At 46.9% G+C, this 17,464-nt stretch carries 18 protein-coding genes and 1 tRNA gene; 11 read left to right on the top strand and 8 right to left on the bottom strand.

Annotated features, from left to right (window positions below):
- Positions 1-180 precede the first annotated feature (180 nt).
- Positions 181-1,296: an alanine dehydrogenase gene (gene ald / locus ACK5NH_RS02030; RefSeq protein WP_416917578.1), complete on the bottom strand. Its 1,116-nt coding sequence runs from the start codon at positions 1,294-1,296 to the stop codon at positions 181-183.
- A gap of 180 nt (positions 1,297-1,476) precedes the next feature.
- Here ald and lrp point away from each other — a divergent pair, with 180 nt between their 5' ends.
- From lrp to ACK5NH_RS01995, 7 genes are all read left to right on the top strand, one after another.
- Entirely contained in the window at positions 1,477-1,983 is a 507-nt protein-coding gene (lrp, locus tag ACK5NH_RS02025; protein ID WP_007647640.1) for a leucine-responsive transcriptional regulator Lrp, read from the top strand.
- 310 nt (positions 1,984-2,293) lie between these two features.
- The gene (locus ACK5NH_RS02020; RefSeq protein WP_416917577.1) at positions 2,294-5,032 is read left to right on the top strand and encodes a DNA translocase FtsK 4TM domain-containing protein; all 2,739 of its coding nucleotides are present in this window, start codon (positions 2,294-2,296) and stop codon (positions 5,030-5,032) included.
- A gap of 69 nt (positions 5,033-5,101) precedes the next feature.
- Positions 5,102-5,722, top strand: coding sequence for an outer membrane lipoprotein chaperone LolA (gene lolA / locus ACK5NH_RS02015; protein WP_416917576.1), 621 nt, complete (start codon positions 5,102-5,104; stop codon positions 5,720-5,722).
- An 8-nt stretch (positions 5,723-5,730) separates the two neighbouring features.
- A complete protein-coding gene (locus ACK5NH_RS02010) occupies positions 5,731-7,062 on the top strand; it encodes a replication-associated recombination protein A (protein ID WP_416917575.1) in 1,332 nt (443 codons plus the stop codon).
- Positions 7,055-7,429, top strand: coding sequence for a fluoride efflux transporter CrcB (crcB, locus tag ACK5NH_RS02005; RefSeq protein ID WP_011622732.1), 375 nt, complete (start codon positions 7,055-7,057; stop codon positions 7,427-7,429). Before ACK5NH_RS02010 ends, crcB begins: the two co-directional genes overlap by 8 nt.
- A gap of 18 nt (positions 7,430-7,447) precedes the next feature.
- Entirely contained in the window at positions 7,448-8,734 is a 1,287-nt protein-coding gene (gene serS, locus ACK5NH_RS02000; protein WP_011622733.1) for a serine--tRNA ligase, read from the top strand.
- Between the two features lie 18 nt (positions 8,735-8,752).
- The gene (locus tag ACK5NH_RS01995; RefSeq protein ID WP_011622734.1) at positions 8,753-8,875 is read left to right on the top strand and encodes a hypothetical protein; all 123 of its coding nucleotides are present in this window, start codon (positions 8,753-8,755) and stop codon (positions 8,873-8,875) included.
- Between the two features lie 67 nt (positions 8,876-8,942).
- Here the strand turns inward: ACK5NH_RS01995 and ACK5NH_RS01990 are convergent, their stop codons facing one another.
- The 6 genes from ACK5NH_RS01990 to punR all read right to left on the bottom strand — a co-directional run bounded on the left by ACK5NH_RS01990 (position 8,943) and on the right by punR (position 12,197).
- Entirely contained in the window at positions 8,943-9,281 is a 339-nt protein-coding gene (locus ACK5NH_RS01990; protein ID WP_416917574.1) for a TusE/DsrC/DsvC family sulfur relay protein, read from the bottom strand.
- Positions 9,275-9,556 carry a sulfurtransferase complex subunit TusB gene (tusB, locus tag ACK5NH_RS01985; RefSeq protein WP_011622736.1) on the bottom strand — a complete coding sequence of 94 codons (282 nt, stop codon included), beginning with the start codon at positions 9,554-9,556 and terminating at the stop codon, positions 9,275-9,277. Before tusB ends, ACK5NH_RS01990 begins: the two co-directional genes overlap by 7 nt.
- On the bottom strand, positions 9,556-9,912 hold the full coding sequence (gene tusC, locus ACK5NH_RS01980; RefSeq protein ID WP_416917573.1) for a sulfurtransferase complex subunit TusC: 357 nt from the start codon (positions 9,910-9,912) through the stop codon (positions 9,556-9,558). The genes tusB and tusC overlap by 1 nt, the downstream gene beginning before the upstream one ends.
- 14 nt (positions 9,913-9,926) lie before the next feature.
- Positions 9,927-10,316, bottom strand: a complete 390-nt coding sequence (gene tusD / locus ACK5NH_RS01975; RefSeq protein WP_037419061.1) for a sulfurtransferase complex subunit TusD — start codon at positions 10,314-10,316, stop codon at positions 9,927-9,929.
- Positions 10,317-10,375: 59 nt separating this feature from the next.
- Complete coding sequence (locus ACK5NH_RS01970; protein ID WP_011717039.1) at positions 10,376-11,035, bottom strand: Bax inhibitor-1/YccA family protein; 660 nt, start codon at positions 11,033-11,035, stop codon at positions 10,376-10,378.
- Positions 11,036-11,294: 259 nt separating this feature from the next.
- Complete coding sequence (gene punR / locus ACK5NH_RS01965) at positions 11,295-12,197, bottom strand: DNA-binding transcriptional activator PunR (protein ID WP_416917572.1); 903 nt, start codon at positions 12,195-12,197, stop codon at positions 11,295-11,297.
- Positions 12,198-12,312: 115 nt separating this feature from the next.
- Here punR and punC point away from each other — a divergent pair, with 115 nt between their 5' ends.
- Both punC and ACK5NH_RS01955 read left to right on the top strand, forming a co-directional pair.
- A complete protein-coding gene (punC, locus tag ACK5NH_RS01960) occupies positions 12,313-13,584 on the top strand; it encodes a purine nucleoside transporter PunC (RefSeq protein ID WP_416917571.1) in 1,272 nt (423 codons plus the stop codon).
- Positions 13,585-13,664: 80 nt separating this feature from the next.
- Positions 13,665-13,755, top strand: a tRNA-Ser gene (locus ACK5NH_RS01955).
- A gap of 404 nt (positions 13,756-14,159) precedes the next feature.
- Here ACK5NH_RS01955 and ACK5NH_RS01950 read toward each other — a convergent pair.
- Positions 14,160-14,690 (bottom strand): hypothetical protein, encoded by a 531-nt coding sequence (locus tag ACK5NH_RS01950; RefSeq protein WP_416917570.1) that lies wholly within the window; start codon positions 14,688-14,690, stop codon positions 14,160-14,162.
- A gap of 369 nt (positions 14,691-15,059) precedes the next feature.
- Here ACK5NH_RS01950 and ACK5NH_RS01945 point away from each other — a divergent pair, with 369 nt between their 5' ends.
- Both ACK5NH_RS01945 and ACK5NH_RS01940 read left to right on the top strand, forming a co-directional pair.
- Complete coding sequence (locus tag ACK5NH_RS01945; protein WP_416917569.1) at positions 15,060-16,733, top strand: ribulokinase; 1,674 nt, start codon at positions 15,060-15,062, stop codon at positions 16,731-16,733.
- 1 nt (position 16,734) lies between these two features.
- The gene (locus ACK5NH_RS01940; protein WP_011626173.1) at positions 16,735-17,430 is read left to right on the top strand and encodes an L-ribulose-5-phosphate 4-epimerase; all 696 of its coding nucleotides are present in this window, start codon (positions 16,735-16,737) and stop codon (positions 17,428-17,430) included.
- Positions 17,431-17,464 lie beyond the last annotated feature (34 nt).

Raw genomic sequence — 17,464 nt, 5'->3', positions numbered from 1 at the left:
TGATTCTTTTAGATTATGCTAATCGAATCTGAAGGCAAATTGTCAGCCTGAGTTTACTTAGAATTTGGCTTAAAACCCGCACGGGTGAAGATATTTGCGATCAGCATAAAAAAATCGGCCTCAACATAGTGAGGCCGAACAAAACTGAGTAGGTCAGTGAAGACCTATGCTCTAATATGATTAGGCTAGTAAACTTGCTGGTGCTGTGTACTCAAGATTTAATGCTTGAGCCACTTCTTTACAAACCAGTTTGCCGTGCATTACGTTCAAACCGTTGAGTAAGTGCTTGTCTTGTAACAGAGCAGCTTTATAACCTAAGTTAGCTAACTTGAGGATATAAGGCAGGGTAGCATTATTCAGTGCAAAAGTTGAAGTGCGGGCAACTGCGCCTGGCATGTTAGCCACGCAGTAATGCACTACGTCATCGACAATGTAAGTTGGGTCTTGGTGAGTCGTTGCATGTGATGTTTCAACGCAACCGCCTTGATCAATTGCCACGTCAACGATAGCACTGCCTGGTTTCATGCGCGAAATCATGCTACGAGTCACCAGTTTAGGTGCAGCAGCACCAGGAATTAATACGCCACCAATCACGAGGTCGGCTTCTAATACATGGCGCTCAATCGCATCGGCAGTAGAGTAAACCGCTTTCACTGCAGAACCAAATTGCACGTTTAAGCGACGCAGAGCATCGATACTACGGTCAAGTACAACAACATCAGCGCCCATGCCCACAGCCATCTGTGCGGCATTAGTACCGACCATGCCGCCACCGATAATCACAACTTTAGCAGGCTCAACACCAGGTACGCCACCAAGTAACATGCCACGGCCACCAGAGGATTTCTCTAATGCCATCGCGCCTGCTTGGATTGACATGCGACCAGCAACTTCAGACATAGGAGCAAGCAGGGGCAGGCCACCACGGTCATCGGTTACAGTTTCATAAGCGATACACACTGCACCACTTTTAATTAAATCTTCTGTTTGCGGTAAATCTGGCGCTAAATGCAGATAAGTGAATAAAATCTGGTCATGACGCAGCATAGCGCGTTCAACTGCTTGAGGCTCTTTTACCTTTACGATCATCTCTGCTTTAGCAAAGACTTCAGCAGCAGTTACTAATATCTTGGCACCTGCATCAACATAATCCTGATCTGAAAAACCAATTCCCGTGCCGGCATTAGTTTCAACAAACACTTCATGACCTTTGATGGTCAATTCGCGAACGCTTGAAGGAACCATACCGACACGATACTCGTGGTTTTTAATTTCCTTTGGTACACCAATAATCATTTTTGAGCCTCAATTGCCTGAAAAACCCACTTTTAATGGGCATAATTGTTATTTTATCGTGACCTGAACGTGATTAATTCAGGGATATCTAGTATAGTATCGGCGACGCAGTTTATGCTGCTGAACTTTTGACATACGTAGAATAAAATGTTGTTTTAGTGATAAAGCAAGGTTAAATAAATGGCATATAATAAAAAGAGTCCTGTAAAAGACTTGGATCGCATCGATCGCAACATTCTTAATGAATTACAAATTGATGGACGCATTTCAAATGTGGAACTATCTAAAAGAGTTGGATTAAGCCCCACTCCGTGTTTAGAAAGAGTGAAACGACTCGAAAAGCAGGGATATATCAATGGCTATACCGCCTTGGTGAATCCTCATTTCTTGGGTGCATCCCTACTGGTATTCGTGGAAATCACACTGAGTCGTGATACTCCCGAAGTATTTGATAAGTTTAATCGTGCTGTGCAACTGTTAGATGATATTCAAGAGTGTCATCTGGTTTCTGGTGACTTTGATTACTTATTGAAGACACGTGTTTCTGATATGTCAGCTTACCGCCGTCTACTAGGCGAAACGCTGCTCAAATTACCTTCTGTTTCCGACACCCGCACTTATGTGGTGATGGAAGAAGTGAAACATACTAGTCGCGTCGCAATAAACCACTTGCTCTCCGATATTTAATACCCTGAACGTTTTCAATAAGGGGCTTAGGCCCCTAATTTATTCCAGTGTAAGTCGTTTCGAACACAATAATCACCTTGCTTTGCCCTTAGGTTTGCCAGCTTAGGGGCATATTTTTATCGTAAATAAATGCCGCAAATTGGTTATGTAATAACCAGTTAGTGCTCAAAAGCTTAGCTTTAAGTCATTAGCACGTTTTTTTTGTCTTGTACCAGCAAATCTTAGGATAAAAACAGCCTAAGATGCTCCACATTTAGTGGGATTCTGGTATCGTTAGCCCACCTGTTTTCATTTTTATGGATTACGTCGTTTGTCTCAAGGAAATAGTGTACGCACGCTCTCAGGCCTGCAGCGTCTGCTCGAAGGTGGACTCATCATTTGCTGTGTTTTAGCCACATATATTTTGCTCGCCTTAACCAGTTTTAGTCCGTCCGATCCGGGCTGGAGCCAGTCTCATTTTCAAGGCGATATCAAAAACTGGACGGGTGCAGTAGGGGCTTGGATTGCCGACATTCTGTTGTACTTTTTTGGTGTCACTGCCTACATCATGCCTATCATTGTGGCCTCTACAGGTTGGCTGCTTTTCAAACGCGCCCATGATTTGTTGGAAATTGACTACTTTTCGGTCGCTTTGCGCATCATAGGTTTTCTGCTGCTTATTCTCGGTTTTTCGGCATTAGCCAGCATGAATGCTAATAACATCTATGAGTTTTCCGCAGGCGGTGTGGCAGGAGATGTTATCGGCCAAGCCATGTTGCCGTATTTTAATAAGCTCGGCACTACCTTATTGCTGCTGTGCTTTTTAGGCTCGGGTTTTACATTATTAACGGGGATTAGTTGGTTAACAGTGGTCGAAAAGGTCGGCTTTGTCTCCATTTGGTGCTACAAACAACTTAAACGTCTGCCACAGGCGTTAAAGCGTGAGCGCGAAACCGAGGATACCCGCGGATTTATGACAGTCGTTGATAAGTTTAAGCAGCGCCGCGATTCCCAGCATCAGCTCGAAAAAGCCCGAGTGCGTGAGCCAGAAGTCGCACCAAGTCGTATATTCACCACTCGCCCCGCGAAGGAAGAAGAGGTTAGCGACGAAATCATCACCGAAGCAAGCACCGGTAAGGGTAAGCTGTCGGCGCTCGCAAAGATTTTGAGTTTGAACAGCACTAAAGCTAAGGCAGAAACCAAAGGCCTGCAAAGGGTTGAACCACAATTGGATCAAGCCAGCGCCGTTGCCGAACACGGTCATTTTGAAGCACCGCCTTGGGTGGCTAAGTCTAAAGATACTGATTTAGATGAAGATGAAACTGAGTTCAAAGCGCATGTATTCGAAGATGTCGATGACGATGAACCCGTATTCCACCGTGAAAACATGCTCGATGATGACGATGAAGAATTAGGTTTTAACGATGACGATGTTATCGATTTCGATACTAAAGCTTCGACGGGTGCGGTGACGCAGGCGCAGCGTCAAAAACAAGCGCCTAAGGCGAAGATTGTCGATGGTATTGTGGTCTTACCGGGACAAGAAGATAAACCTGTGCCTGCAAAACCCATGGATCCGCTGCCAAGTATCAGCTTGCTGGATGTGCCCAATCGCAAAAAAAATCCGATCAGCCCGGAAGAATTGGAGCAGGTCGCACGTTTAGTTGAAGCTAAGCTTGCCGACTTTAACATTGTGGCGACTGTCGTTGGTGTCTATCCTGGCCCTGTGATCACCCGTTTTGAACTTGAATTGGCGCCAGGCATTAAAGCTTCGAAGATTTCAAACCTTGCAAATGACTTAGCGCGTTCACTGCTGGCCGAGCGTGTGCGGGTGGTTGAGGTGATCCCGGGTAAATCCTATGTTGGCCTCGAACTGCCTAACAAGTTCCGCGAAACCGTTTACATGCGTGATGTACTCGATTGTGAAGCCTTTACCGAGAGCAAATCGAACCTGACCATGGTGCTTGGCCAAGACATTTCCGGTGAGCCTGTGGTGGTTGATTTAGGCAAAATGCCGCACTTACTGGTTGCCGGTACCACAGGTTCGGGTAAATCGGTCGGGGTGAACGTGATGATCACCAGCTTATTGTATAAGTCTGGCCCTGAAGATGTTCGCTTTATCATGATCGACCCCAAAATGCTCGAATTGTCAGTCTATGAGGGCATCCCGCATTTGCTCTGTGAAGTCGTTACCGACATGAAGGAAGCGGCCAATGCGCTGCGCTGGTGTGTGGGTGAGATGGAGCGTCGTTATAAGTTAATGTCTATGATGGGCGTACGTAACATTAAGGGGTATAACGCGAAGATTGCTGAAGCTAAGGCCAATGGCGAAGTAATTTTAGACCCAATGTGGAAGTCATCAGACAGCATGGAGCCTGAGGCACCTGCCTTAGATAAACTGCCATCGATTGTGGTGGTTGTCGACGAATTTGCTGACATGATGATGATTGTCGGTAAGAAAGTGGAAGAACTGATCGCCCGTATTGCCCAGAAGGCTCGTGCGGCTGGGATTCACTTAATTTTAGCGACCCAGCGTCCATCGGTGGATGTGATCACCGGCTTAATCAAGGCCAACATTCCGACGCGGATGGCATTCCAAGTATCTTCCCGTATCGACTCCCGTACCATTTTGGATCAGCAAGGTGCTGAAACCTTATTGGGTATGGGTGACATGTTGTACTTACCACCAGGAACTGCGGTACCAAATCGTGTCCATGGTGCCTTTATCGATGACCACGAGGTTCACCGAGTGGTTGCAGATTGGTGTGCCCGTGGCAAGCCGCAATACATTGATGAGATCCTCAACGGCGTGAGTGAGGGCGAACAAGTGCTATTGCCGGGCGAAACCGCCGAATCCGATGAAGAATACGATCCACTTTACGATGAGGCTGTCGCCTTCGTGACTGAAACTCGCCGTGGTTCGATTTCGAGTGTGCAGCGTAAGTTTAAGATTGGTTACAACCGTGCTGCGCGTATTATCGAACAAATGGAAATGCAGGGTGTAGTCTCGGCGCAAGGTCATAATGGTAACCGTGAAGTACTAGCACCTCCGGCACCGAAACACTATTAATGTTAAGCTAAACGTCAGTTTGAACTCGCCATAATGCGGCGAGTTCAACTTTTAGTCCAAAGGATACCTATGAAAAAACTGTTGTGTGCTGTGTTGTTATCACCAATGTTATACAGCAATGCAGTGTTGGCCGATGACGCGAAGCAATTACGCGAAACCTTAAACGGCACTGAGTCACTCAAGGCTGATTTCAAGCAAACCGTTACAGATATCAATAAAAAAGTTATTCAAACGGGCGCGGGAGTATTTGCGCTTGCCCATCCAAACCAGTTTTATTGGCATTTAACTTCGCCCGATGAATCCCAAATTGTCGCCGACGGTAAAGATTTGTGGATCTACAATCCCTTCGCCGAAGAAGTGGTGATTATGGATTTTGCCGAAGCCATTAATGCATCGCCGATTGCCTTATTAGTTCACCGCGATGACGCCACTTGGTCACAATATAGCGTGGCCAAGCAGCAAGACTGTTATGAAATCAAACCTAAAGCCACGGATGCCGGGATCTCCTCGGTCAATGTCTGTTTTAGCAAAGGCACGCTGAATAAATTCAATGTGCTCGATGATAAAGGCAACTTAAGCCAGTTTGATTTGAGCAATCAACACAGCATTAGCGCCGCGGATAAAGCGCTCTTCAAATTTGTGTTACCAGAAAACGTTGATGTGGATGATCAACGTATTAGAACCCGATAGGTTTACGCGTGAGCAGTTTATCGTTTAATTTTGCGCCTGATTTTCGTCCCTTAGCCGCGCGTATGCGGCCAAGGACGATTGCCGAGTATATAGGTCAAGCCCATTTGTTGGGGGAAGGCCAACCACTGCGCCAAGCATTAGAAGCGGGCCGAGCCCATTCGATGATGTTATGGGGACCGCCGGGCACAGGTAAAACGACTTTAGCCGAACTTATCGCCCATTATTCCAATGCCCATGTTGAACGCATCTCGGCAGTGACTTCGGGTGTAAAAGATATCCGCGCTGCTATTGAGCAAGCCCAAGCCATTGCCCAATCCCGTGGACAACGCACCTTATTGTTTGTCGATGAGGTACATCGCTTTAATAAGAGTCAGCAAGACGCCTTCTTACCCTTTATTGAAGATGGCACAGTAATTTTTATTGGGGCGACTACCGAAAACCCCTCATTTGAAATCAACAACGCCTTACTCTCGCGAGCGCGTGTCTATCTTATTAAGCGCTTAAGCCAAGACGAGATAGTGCATATCATCACCCAAGCCTTAACGGATCCCGAGCGTGGGTTAGGGCAACGTCAGTTAGTCATGCCAACAGATGTGCTCAATAAGCTGGCGCAGCTCTGTGACGGTGATGCACGCAAGGCGTTGAACCTGCTTGAATTGATGAGTGATATGGTGCCAGATGGCGGCAGTTTTACCACAGATATGCTGGTACAAGTCGCAGGCCATCAAGTGGCAGGGTTCGATAAAAATGGCGATCAGTTTTACGATTTAATTTCGGCGGTACACAAATCGATTCGCGGCTCGGCTCCCGACGCCGCGCTGTATTGGTTCTGCCGCATTTTAGAAGGCGGCGGCGATCCGCTATATGTCGCCAGACGTTTATTAGCCATTGCCTCGGAAGATGTGGGCAATGCAGACCCGGTTGCCATGACAGTTGCGCTCAATGCCTGGGATTGTTTCCACCGCGTTGGGCCTGCCGAAGGTGAACGGGCGATTGCGCAGGCGATTGTGTATTTAGCCAGTGCGCCAAAGAGTAATGCCGTGTACACCGCCTTTAAAGCGGCGAGGACGCTGGCACGCGAAACGGGCCAAGAGGCCGTGCCTTATCATCTGCGTAATGCGCCGACCAAACTCATGGCGGAAATGGGTTTTGGCGCCGAATATCGCTATGCCCACGATGAACCCAATGCCTATGCCAGCGGCGAGAATTATTTCCCCGAATCCTTACAAGAGTCGCAATTTTATTTCCCGACCGAACGCGGATTTGAGAAGCGAATTAAGGACAAATTGGCGCAATTAGCCCAATTAGATCAAGCCAGTGAGAGAAAAAGATATGAATAATCTCCTACTTGTAGCCTTGGGTGGTTCCATTGGTGCGGTTTTTCGCTATCTTATTTCAATATTCATGATCCAAGTATTTGGCAGCAGTTTTCCTTTTGGTACACTGTTGGTCAATGTCCTCGGTTCATTTTTAATGGGCGTCATTTACGCACTGGGACAAATGAGTCATATCAGCCCAGAACTCAAAGCCCTGATCGGTGTTGGCCTATTAGGCGCTTTGACAACGTTTTCAACTTTCTCAAACGAAACTTTATTGCTGATGCAAGAAGGAGATTGGTTGAAGGCGGCTTTGAATGTGGTGTTGAACCTAAGTCTATGTTTGTTTATGGTTTACTTAGGCCAACAACTGGTTTTTTCTCGCATTTAACTATTAAGAATATATCACATGTTAGATCCTAAATTTTTGCGCAACGAATTAGCAGTTACCGCTGAGCGATTAGCTACCCGTGGTTTTATTTTAGATGTCGCTCATCTCACTCAATTAGAAGAAAAACGTAAGTCACTGCAAGTGGCGACTGAAGAGTTACAAGCTTCGCGTAATGCTATTTCCAAGTCCATCGGACAAGCAAAAGCCCGCGGCGAAGATGTGGATGCCATCATGGCGCAGGTTGGCGATTTAGGTGCGCAATTAGATGCGAAGAAAGTCGAGCTGGCCGCGGTACTGGAAGAAGTAAACGCGATTGCCATGTCGATGCCAAACCTGCCGGATGAGTCTGCGCCTATCGGTGCTGACGAGACTGAAAACGTCGAAATCCGTCGTTGGGGCACACCACGCAGCTTCGATTTCCCAGTTAAAGACCATATCGATTTAGGTGAAGGCCTAAACGGTTTAGATTTCAAAAGCGCAGTGAAAATCACTGGCTCACGCTTCATCGTCATGAAAGGCCAAATCGCCCGTCTTAACCGCGCATTAGGTCAGTTCATGTTAGATCTGCACACCACTGAGCACGGTTATACCGAAGCTTACGTGCCATTACTGGTTAACGAAGCAAGCTTACTGGGTACTGGCCAATTGCCTAAGTTTGGTGAAGACTTGTTCCACACTAAACCTGCGACCGAAGAAGGCCAAGGCTTAAGCCTGATCCCAACCGCAGAAGTGCCATTAACGAATCTAGTGCGTGACAGCATTGTCGATGAAGACGAATTACCAATTAAGTTAACCGCACATACCGCCTGTTTCCGCAGTGAAGCGGGCTCATACGGTAAAGATACCCGTGGTCTTATCCGTCAGCACCAATTCGATAAAGTGGAATTAGTGCAACTGGTTAAGCCTGAAGACTCAATGGCGGCGCTCGAGGCATTAACGGGCCACGCTGAAACCGTGCTGCAACGCCTCGGTCTGCCATACCGCACAGTGATCCTGTGTACCGGTGACATGGGCTTTGGCTCAAGCAAAACCTACGATATCGAAGTGTGGTTACCAGGCCAAAACACTTACCGTGAGATCTCTTCATGTTCAAACATGAAGGACTTCCAAGCCCGTCGTATGCAAGCACGTTACCGCGTTAAGGCAGATAACAAGCCAGCCTTGCTGCACACCTTAAACGGCTCAGGCCTCGCGGTAGGTCGTACTTTAGTCGCTATTTTAGAGAATTATCAAAATGCCGATGGTAGCGTGACCATTCCAGAAGCTCTGCGTCCATACATGGGCGGACTGACTCAGATCGGTTAATTGGCGTAACACAACACCATGGATAAAGGTCAACGTTATCTTCGTTGGCTTTCCTACACCGCTGTCATCGCCGTGTTTTGCGCTGTGATGTTGGCCACCCTAGGTAAAGCCGTCTGGGTTGTGTTAGAAAACGTGAAATAGCACGACTCAAATAAAAAGGTATATTCCAGTGGAATATACCTTTTTTGTTAACAGAAGTGATTAAAGCTTAAATACACTTGGCTGGTTTAGGCAGGCCCGCAATCTTTGTCGCCTGTTTGGCAGGACCAACAGGAAAGAGGGTATAGAGGTACTTGGAGTTACCTTTATCCGGCCCTAATGTTTGACCAATAGCTTTGACTAACACCCTGATCGCAGGGCTGGTTTTATATTCCAGATAAAAATCTCGAACAAAATTAACCACCTCCCAGTGAGCACTGGTCAGTTCAATCTGTTCTTCTTGGGCTAACAGCGGCGCCATATCCGGCTGCCAGTCGGCGATATTCTTTAAATAGCCTTGATGGTCGCGTTCAATTTCGACGCCATTGAATATAAGCGGATTTACCACGTGATCACCTTATCGTGCTGCAAAGATTGAGCGACAAACTCGTTGTAATCAATTTGACTAATGTTTTTAAGACGTTCCGTTAAGCCGCGGGCGATAACATCGTCTTTCAGCACCATCACCTTAAAGGGCGATAGCGCCATGGCCCATTGGCGCAGTAATAATGCGTTAACGCCATCGCTCGAGAGTAAAATTGCATCCTCTTTGCAAGCATAACGCAGGCAAAGTTTGAGGGCATTGTCTCGGCTGGGCGAGGTTTGGATATGATGTAAAATCATTAGAATACTAAGACCTCATCGACGGCTTTTAAGTGAGCCGAGATGGCTTCATCGTTTAAGATCGTCACCGGAATCGACAGCAAGCCATGGCTTAAGCCGTAGTCACCTAAGGATTGTTTGCAGGCGAATACTGATTCGATGTCGTACAGCGGGAGTGCTTTTAGCGCCGCGAGGTAATCTTTACCACCGATAAGTTCGGGTTGTTGATCTTTAAGCAGATGCAACACGCCTTCATCGAGAAACACTAAACTCACTTCTTGCTCAAAACTGGCGCTTAACAGGGCAAAGTCTAAGGCTTCGCGACCTTTAGTAGTGCCATGGGGCGCGCTTCGGAACAATATACAGATTTTTTTCATAGCATTTCCGAAGCTTAAAAGCAGATCAAACGATCGGCTGATTCAATTCCCGTGACCAGTTCACCTAGTCCACCCATAATAAAAGAATGTTCTACATTCCAGTGGCTTAAGCCGTTCTCCTGCGCCTCTTGTTGCGAGACGATGCCACGTCGTAATGCCGCTGAAACACAGTTCACTAACGAGACTTGATGCTCGGCCGCCAGTTGTTTCCAACCTTTAACCACATCATATTCATCGGATGCGGGTAAGTTAAAGTCCGTCGAGTTATACACGCCATCCTGATAGAAAAACACGCAGACAATCTCATGTCCGCTTTGCAGGGAGGCTTGGGTGAAACGTAGGGCATTCACACTTGCCGACGTGCCATAGGCTGGCCCGTTTACTTGGATAATAAATTTGCTCATCATAAAAAAAATGGCCCTAAAAGTCGGGCCATTTTAGCGTAAGTTTCCCGAAAAGGGGATTAATCATCGTTACCAATGCCAAGCAAATGCAAAATGGCAATAAACAGGTTTAAAAAGTCCAGATACAAGGAGATAGTGGCGCGGATATAGTTAGTCTCGCCGCCATTCACGATACGGCTAGTATCGAACAGGATAAAGCCGGTCATTAACAGCGCAAGACCCGCGTTAATTGCCATAAAGGCCACACTGTTACCCACGAAAATGTTAATCAGCGCTGCGGCAATCACCACAATCAATCCAGCGAACAGGAAACCACGTAGGAAAGAGAAATCTTTCTTCGTCGTGACTGCGTAGGCCGAGAGCGCAATAAAGATAACCGAGGTTAATCCTAAAGCTTGCATGATAAGCTCAGAGCCATTGGTCATGCCGGCATAGTGGTTAAGCATGTAACCTAAAGAGGCGCCTTCCATACCAGTAAAGGCAAATACCCAGAAGATGCCCGCAGCCGAATCGGCTTTGCGCAGGGTAACGAACAACAGCACTAAACCACCGATAGATAAACCGAGTGACATCAGAGGGCTGATATTGAGTGCCATCGCTAAGCCTGCACACAACGCCGAGAAGGCGAGGGTCATGGCCAGCAATAAATAGGTATTTTTGAGAAGTTTATTCACTTCTAAGGTGGATGCACTCGCTGAGTACAAGGTTTGCTGAGTCATATCTTTCTCCATTAGCTTTTAAATCCAAACTGATCATTTTGATTTTTAACGGGGACAAGAGTTCCCATTAATATCGCAAATCCAGTAAAACTGGGTGAATACTACCGAAAACAGCGCTGGGCTTAAAGGATTGACACCACAAATAACAAGTTGTAATGACTGATTTTTCTGTGCGGCCTAACGCTTAAGGTGTATTTCGTTACACCAGTGCAACACAAAGACTTTAAAACAAGCTTAATCCTGTGGTAATACGGAAATATTACGCCAGCCATTCACGGTGTAATTTATCGGTATCCCCTAAGTAGTCGAGCACCCAAGCTAGGGCGGGCGACATCTTATCGGCGTTCCAAGCTAGGCAACAAGGGCTGGTTAATTTCGGATTTTCAAGCTGCTTTTCAACCAAGGCGCCCGCTTTAATAAATACGCTGGCCAAATGCACCGGCATATAGCCGATACCTAATCCCTCTCTAAAGCAGTTAATCGCACGGATCCAATCCGGTACTACGAGTCTGCGTTGATTCTCCAATAACCAGGTCATGCGCTTAGGAATTTCCCGCGAGGTATCTTCCAAACAAATGGAGGGGAAGGGACGCAATTCATCATCGGTCAAAGGACGGTCAATACTGGCTAAGGGATGGTTTTTACTCACCAAAAATGCCCATTGAATATCACCCATGTCCTTATATTGGTATACGCCCCCCACAGGGATAGCAGTTGTTGCGCCAATGGCGATATCACTGCGACCGGTCGCAAGCGCCTCCCAGACCCCGTTAAAGACCTCGATGCGAATGATAAGCTCAATATCATGGAAATGACGGTAAAAGTCGGCAATTAAAACGCTAATTCTGTCGGCGCGCACTATGTTATCTAAGGCGATAGACAATGTGGGTTGCCAGCCGTTGGCCACACGCTGGGTGCCGCGTTTCATCTCATCCATTTGAGTCAGCAAGTTTCTGGCTTGCTTAACAAAATGCTCTCCCGCTGGCGTCAAGCTCACGCTGCGGTGGTGGCGCTCAAATAACACTACGCCAAGTTCTTCTTCGATTTGTTTAACGGCATAACTGACCGCAGAAGGGACCTTGTGCAGTCGATTGGCTGCCGCCGTAAAACTCCCAACACGGGCCACGATATCAATGAGTTCTAACGCTTGTTCCGAGAGCATAGCTGACATCCATTGTGATGAAAATAATTGATAGCATCTGTCAAAAATAAACGTTTCCAATCAAATTAACAAGTATTTAAACTGCACGCCTTAAGTCTTTTGACATGATTATTTTATGAAAACGTCTAGTAATATCTTTGTAAATATGAAGTTTTTTATATTCTTATTCTATTTAGCCTTGTTAAGCATGTTAGGCTTTATTGCCACAGACATGTATTTACCTGCTTTCAAAGCAATTGAAAGTTCGTTCAATTCTTCACCGTCACAAGTGGCGATGTCGCTCACCTGTTTTCTGGCTGGTTTAGCCTTAGGGCAGCTGATTTATGGCCCTTTGGTGAATAAACTCGGCAAACGTTATGCCCTGATCCTCGGACTCGGCATTTTTGCGCTCGCCAGTGTGGCCATCGCCAATAGCGATTCGATACTGATGCTGAATATCGCTCGCTTCTTCCAAGCCGTAGGCGCCTGTAGTGCAGGGGTCATCTGGCAAGCAATTGTGGTCGAGCAATATGATGCCGAAAAAGCGCAGGGGATTTTCAGTAACATTATGCCGTTAGTGGCATTGTCACCCGCATTAGCCCCCATCCTCGGCGCTTATATTCTGAACGATTTTGGATGGCGTGCAATCTTTATCTCATTGTGTGTGATTGCCTTTTTATTGGTTTTGATGACCTTATACTTCGTGCCGAGCCACGCAGAGCATCAGGATACTAAGCCAAGCGCGGTTTCCTACGGGCAGATTTTGAAAAATACCCGTTACCTTGGCAATGTGGTGATATTTGGTGCCTGTTCGGGTGCATTTTTCGCATACCTTACTGTATGGCCGATTGTGATGGAGCAACACGGCTATCAGGCAACTGAGATTGGGCTGAGCTTTATTCCGCAAACCATCATGTTTATTGTGGGCGGATACGCGAGTAAGTTATTGATAAAACGCATTGGTGCCGACCGTACACTCAACGTATTGCTGACCATTTTTGGACTCTGCGTTATCTCAATTGTGTTTTTCACCTTATTAATGAAGGCGGAAACTATTTTCCCACTGCTGATTTCCTTCTCGATACTCGCTGCGGCGAACGGGGCGATTTATCCGATTGTGGTTAACAGTGCTTTGCAACAATTCACTCAAAATGCGGCTAAGGCGGCAGGATTACAGAACTTTTTGCAAATCACCATCGCCTTTGGCGCCTCAAGCTTAGTCGCGCTCTGGGCAAGTTCGGGAGAAGTCGCCATAGGTTGGGGCATTCTGAGCTGTTCATTGGTAGTGATCTTGGGTTACCTGTTAAAAACCGAACAAACTTGGGCTGATTTTGCCAAACAATTTACTGCGCCGGATCCTGCTCGTCTTGGGATCAATGCTGATACGAAGCAAAATCAAGCAGATTGAATGTAATACGAGCAGTTAGCGCAGAATTATCAGTTTGTGCTTTACAGTCAGTAAACTAACTTATATTATGCGCATCGTTCGGAGGGGTGGCAGAGTGGTTTAATGCACCGGTCTTGAAAACCGGCGTGGGTTTATAGCCCACCCAGGGTTCAAATCCCTGCTCCTCCGCCATATTCTACGGAAAAGCCATCAGCAATGATGGCTTTTTTGTTTTTGTCATTTCGAAAGTTGAACCCAGGGTTCCTCATGCTAAGCGCAGCTCCTCCGCAATATTCCACAGATAAACCATCAGTAATGATGGCTTTTTTGTTTTTGCAATTTGAACCCCAAGGTTCCTGATGCTAAGTGCAGCTCCACCGCAATATTCCACAGATTTGTCATCTGTTATGGTGACTTTTCTGTTTTTGGAATTTCGGAAGTTAAACCCTAGGGTTCCTCATGCTAACCACAGCACCTCCACCAAATTCAGATAAAAAGGCCGCTAAGTCATTAGCGGCCTTTTTCTTTCGAAAGAGATGTTATTTCCCAATAGCTTGGTTGTTCAAATAGCAAAGCTGCTTAGGTTTAAGGCTAGGCTAAGTGAGCTTATGCCTGATAAGGCTTAGCGCAAAAGCTTCATAGGCAGGAACCGCTTCACTTCCCACCCATGTGCAATAAATGCAGTCGGGATCGTTCAATATAAGTCCCAGAGCGTCAAGATAGTCGGGGCCGTTGACCGCGAAGAACTGCTTTTTATAGGGCAACAACACCATCCGCGGTGCTTGCTCCAAAAAAGCCAACGCCTCATCAAAACAGCTAAACCAGTGATTGAGCAAGGTATCGCAGCGCCTGTTATGGAATAGGGTACCTAAGTCTTCACCAATTAACGCTTGCCCCGATAACACTCTTTGACAGTGATTAAAATCAGTAAAACCGAGCTCACGAGCCAATAGGCTTTGGCAATGCTTAAGCTGTATATCCTGCTGTGTTAAATCTTGCTTATTCATCAAGGAGGCGAGTTTATCTAGTGCCACTATATCGCCTGCTTGGCAGGCTTTAAGGTGCTTTTTAGCGAGGATTTTGACTTCAGTTAAGGCGCGTGGTGCTGGGGTAATTTGTTGTGTCACAAACAATTCTCCTAAGTTTTATTGGCATCTCCGCTAAGCCAAACCTAATCAATTGTTGTGTCATACATGTGATGCGTACATCGAGATATGAGTCAGAGTGATGTCATCTTCTGCGGATAGGCGTCTCTGCAACCTGGCGCCATTATTCGACTTCTTTATGCTCGAGTCAAGCTCAGCACTGCTTCGACCTTCCTTCCGCTTCATCCCCTGAATCGTTACATGCTCAGCCTTAATGTTAAAAATTTTATCACTCAACAACTAAAATCATATTGTATTACTATTGAGCTGTAGTAATATTGTAGTACTAAATAATATTTACTCTACCTGCGTAAACCGGATCGGACGCAGACAAAATGTACGGGGATACAAATGTCGAATGTTTTAGGGGCTTACGCGTTAGGGCTTGATTACGGCTCTGATTCAGTTCGCGCGTTATTGGTGGATACCCAAACGGGCGCAGAAGTAGCAACGAATGTGGTGTACTACCCACGTTGGAAGAAAGGGCTTTTTTGCGATCCCGCGAAGAATCAATTTAGACAACATCCCCTCGATTACATCGAAAGCCTTATCGAGGTAGTACAAGGACTCTGGGCAAAAGCTCCCAGTGGCGCCGCGCAAAGAGTCTGCGGTTTGAGTGTTGATACCACAGGTTCAACCCCGATTGCGGTTGATGAATCAGGTGTTGCTTTAGCCTTGAAACCAGAGTTTGCGAGTAATCCCAATGCCATGTTTTTGCTTTGGAAAGATCACAGCGCCATTCTCGAAGCCCAGCAAATTACCGCAGCGGCAAACAATTCAAGCGAAAATTACCTGAAATATGAAGGGGGAATTTACTCCTCCGAATGGTTTTGGGCGAAAGCGCTATTTGTACTGCGTCACGACACAGAAGTTAGACAAGCGGCCTATAGCTGGGTCGAACACTGTGATTGGATCACCGCATTAATGACAGGCACCACACATCCAAAAGTCTTTAAGGCAGGGCGCTGCGCTGCCGGTCACAAAGTGATGTGGCATGAGTCATGGAATGGTTATCCGCCGAATGACTTTTTCGTTGGTATCGACCCCTTACTCGATGGATTGAGAGACAAGTTACCGCTTGAAACCTGCACATCTGACAAAGTTTGCGGCCAGCTAACCTCTGAGTGGGCACAGCATTTAGGGCTATCGACCGAGGTTATCGTGTCTTTTGGCTCATTTGACTGCCACGCAGGCGCCGTTGGAGCCAATGTTAAGCCCGGCGTCTTAACTAAGGTGATGGGGACTTCTACCTGCGACATTACCGTTGCCAGTTATGAAGATATTGGTGAGCGTTGTATCAAAGGCATTTGCGGTCAAGTGGATGGCTCAGTATTACCCGGCATGATAGGGCTGGAAGCGGGTCAGTCAGCCTTCGGCGATCTCTACGCTTGGTTTAGGGATCTCACCGCATGGCCGATGCAACAGCTCGACACCTCAGCCTTATTTGATGACAACACCAAGGCCAAACTCATTCAGCAACTCGAATCTGAAACTCTGACAATGTTAGGCAATGCGGCCGCGAAAATCCCCGTTGGCGAGACTGGTATTGTCGCGCTCGATTGGATTAACGGACGTCGCACCCCCGATGCCGACCAGTCTGTTGCCATGGCTATCACAGGGTTAACCATGGGCAGCCAAGCACCGCAAGTCTTCAAAGCTTTAGTGGAAGCCAGTGCCTATGGCGCACGGGCCATTATCGAGCGCTTCAAACAAGAAGGCGTTTGCATTGACCATGTGGTCACCATCGGTGGGATCTCGAAAAAATCTGACTTCATTATGCAAACCTGTGCCGATGTGTGGAATTGCAACATCGACGTACTCGAGAGCGAGCAAAGCTGCGCACTGGGCGCTGCCATTTATGCCGCAACCGCAGCCGGGGTTTATCCCGATGTACTGAGTGCCCAAGCCGCCATGGCCTCAAACGTTGCCAAAACCTATCAGCCAAATCCTGAAAACGCAGAGAAATATGAAGCGCTTTACCAAGCGTATTTAGCCCTTGGCCACTATGTTGATGGAGCGAAATAAGATGTCTTTTTTAGAGCTAAAACGCGAAGTATACGAAGCCAACATGGAGCTTGAGAAACGCAAACTGGTGACTTACACCTTTGGCAACGTTTCACAAATTGACCGCCAACTCGGCGTCATTGGTATCAAACCAAGCGGTGTGCCCTATGAAGATTTGAAGGTTGAAGACATTGTGATTGTTGACCTTGAGAATCAAATCGTAGAAGGGCGCATGCGTCCTTCATCCGATACCAAGACACATACCTATTTGTATCGCCAGTGGCAGAGTATTGGTGGCATTACCCATACCCACTCGACCTATGCCACCGCTTGGGCGCAGGCACAGATTGCGATTCCCTGCTTAGGCACGACACAGGCCGATTATGTGTACGGTGAAATCCCATGCACAGCGGTGATGCGCAACGATCAGATAAGCCGCGACTACGAAGAAGAAACCGGCGTGCAGATCCTTGATTGTTTCGCCGACCGAGATCCCAACGAGTCGCCCATGGTGATCGTTGCAGGCCATGCACCGTTCACTTGGGGCGCGAATGCGGCTAAATCTGTGTACCACGCCGTGTTGCTCGAAGAAATCGCTCGGATGGCATATCTCACCAAAACATTATCACCAGGTATCAGTCAGTTAAAACAAGAGCTTATTGATAAGCACTATTTGCGTAAGCATGGAAAAGACGCTTATTACGGCCAAAGCAAGTAATTGCCAGTCGGGTCTCATTTCAAACTAGAGAGAG

The sequence above is a fragment of the Shewanella sp. genome, from assembly GCF_047975355.1.
Taxonomy (GTDB): Bacteria; Pseudomonadota; Gammaproteobacteria; order Enterobacterales; family Shewanellaceae; genus Shewanella.
This window is presented reverse-complemented; position numbering and strand designations above follow the sequence as displayed.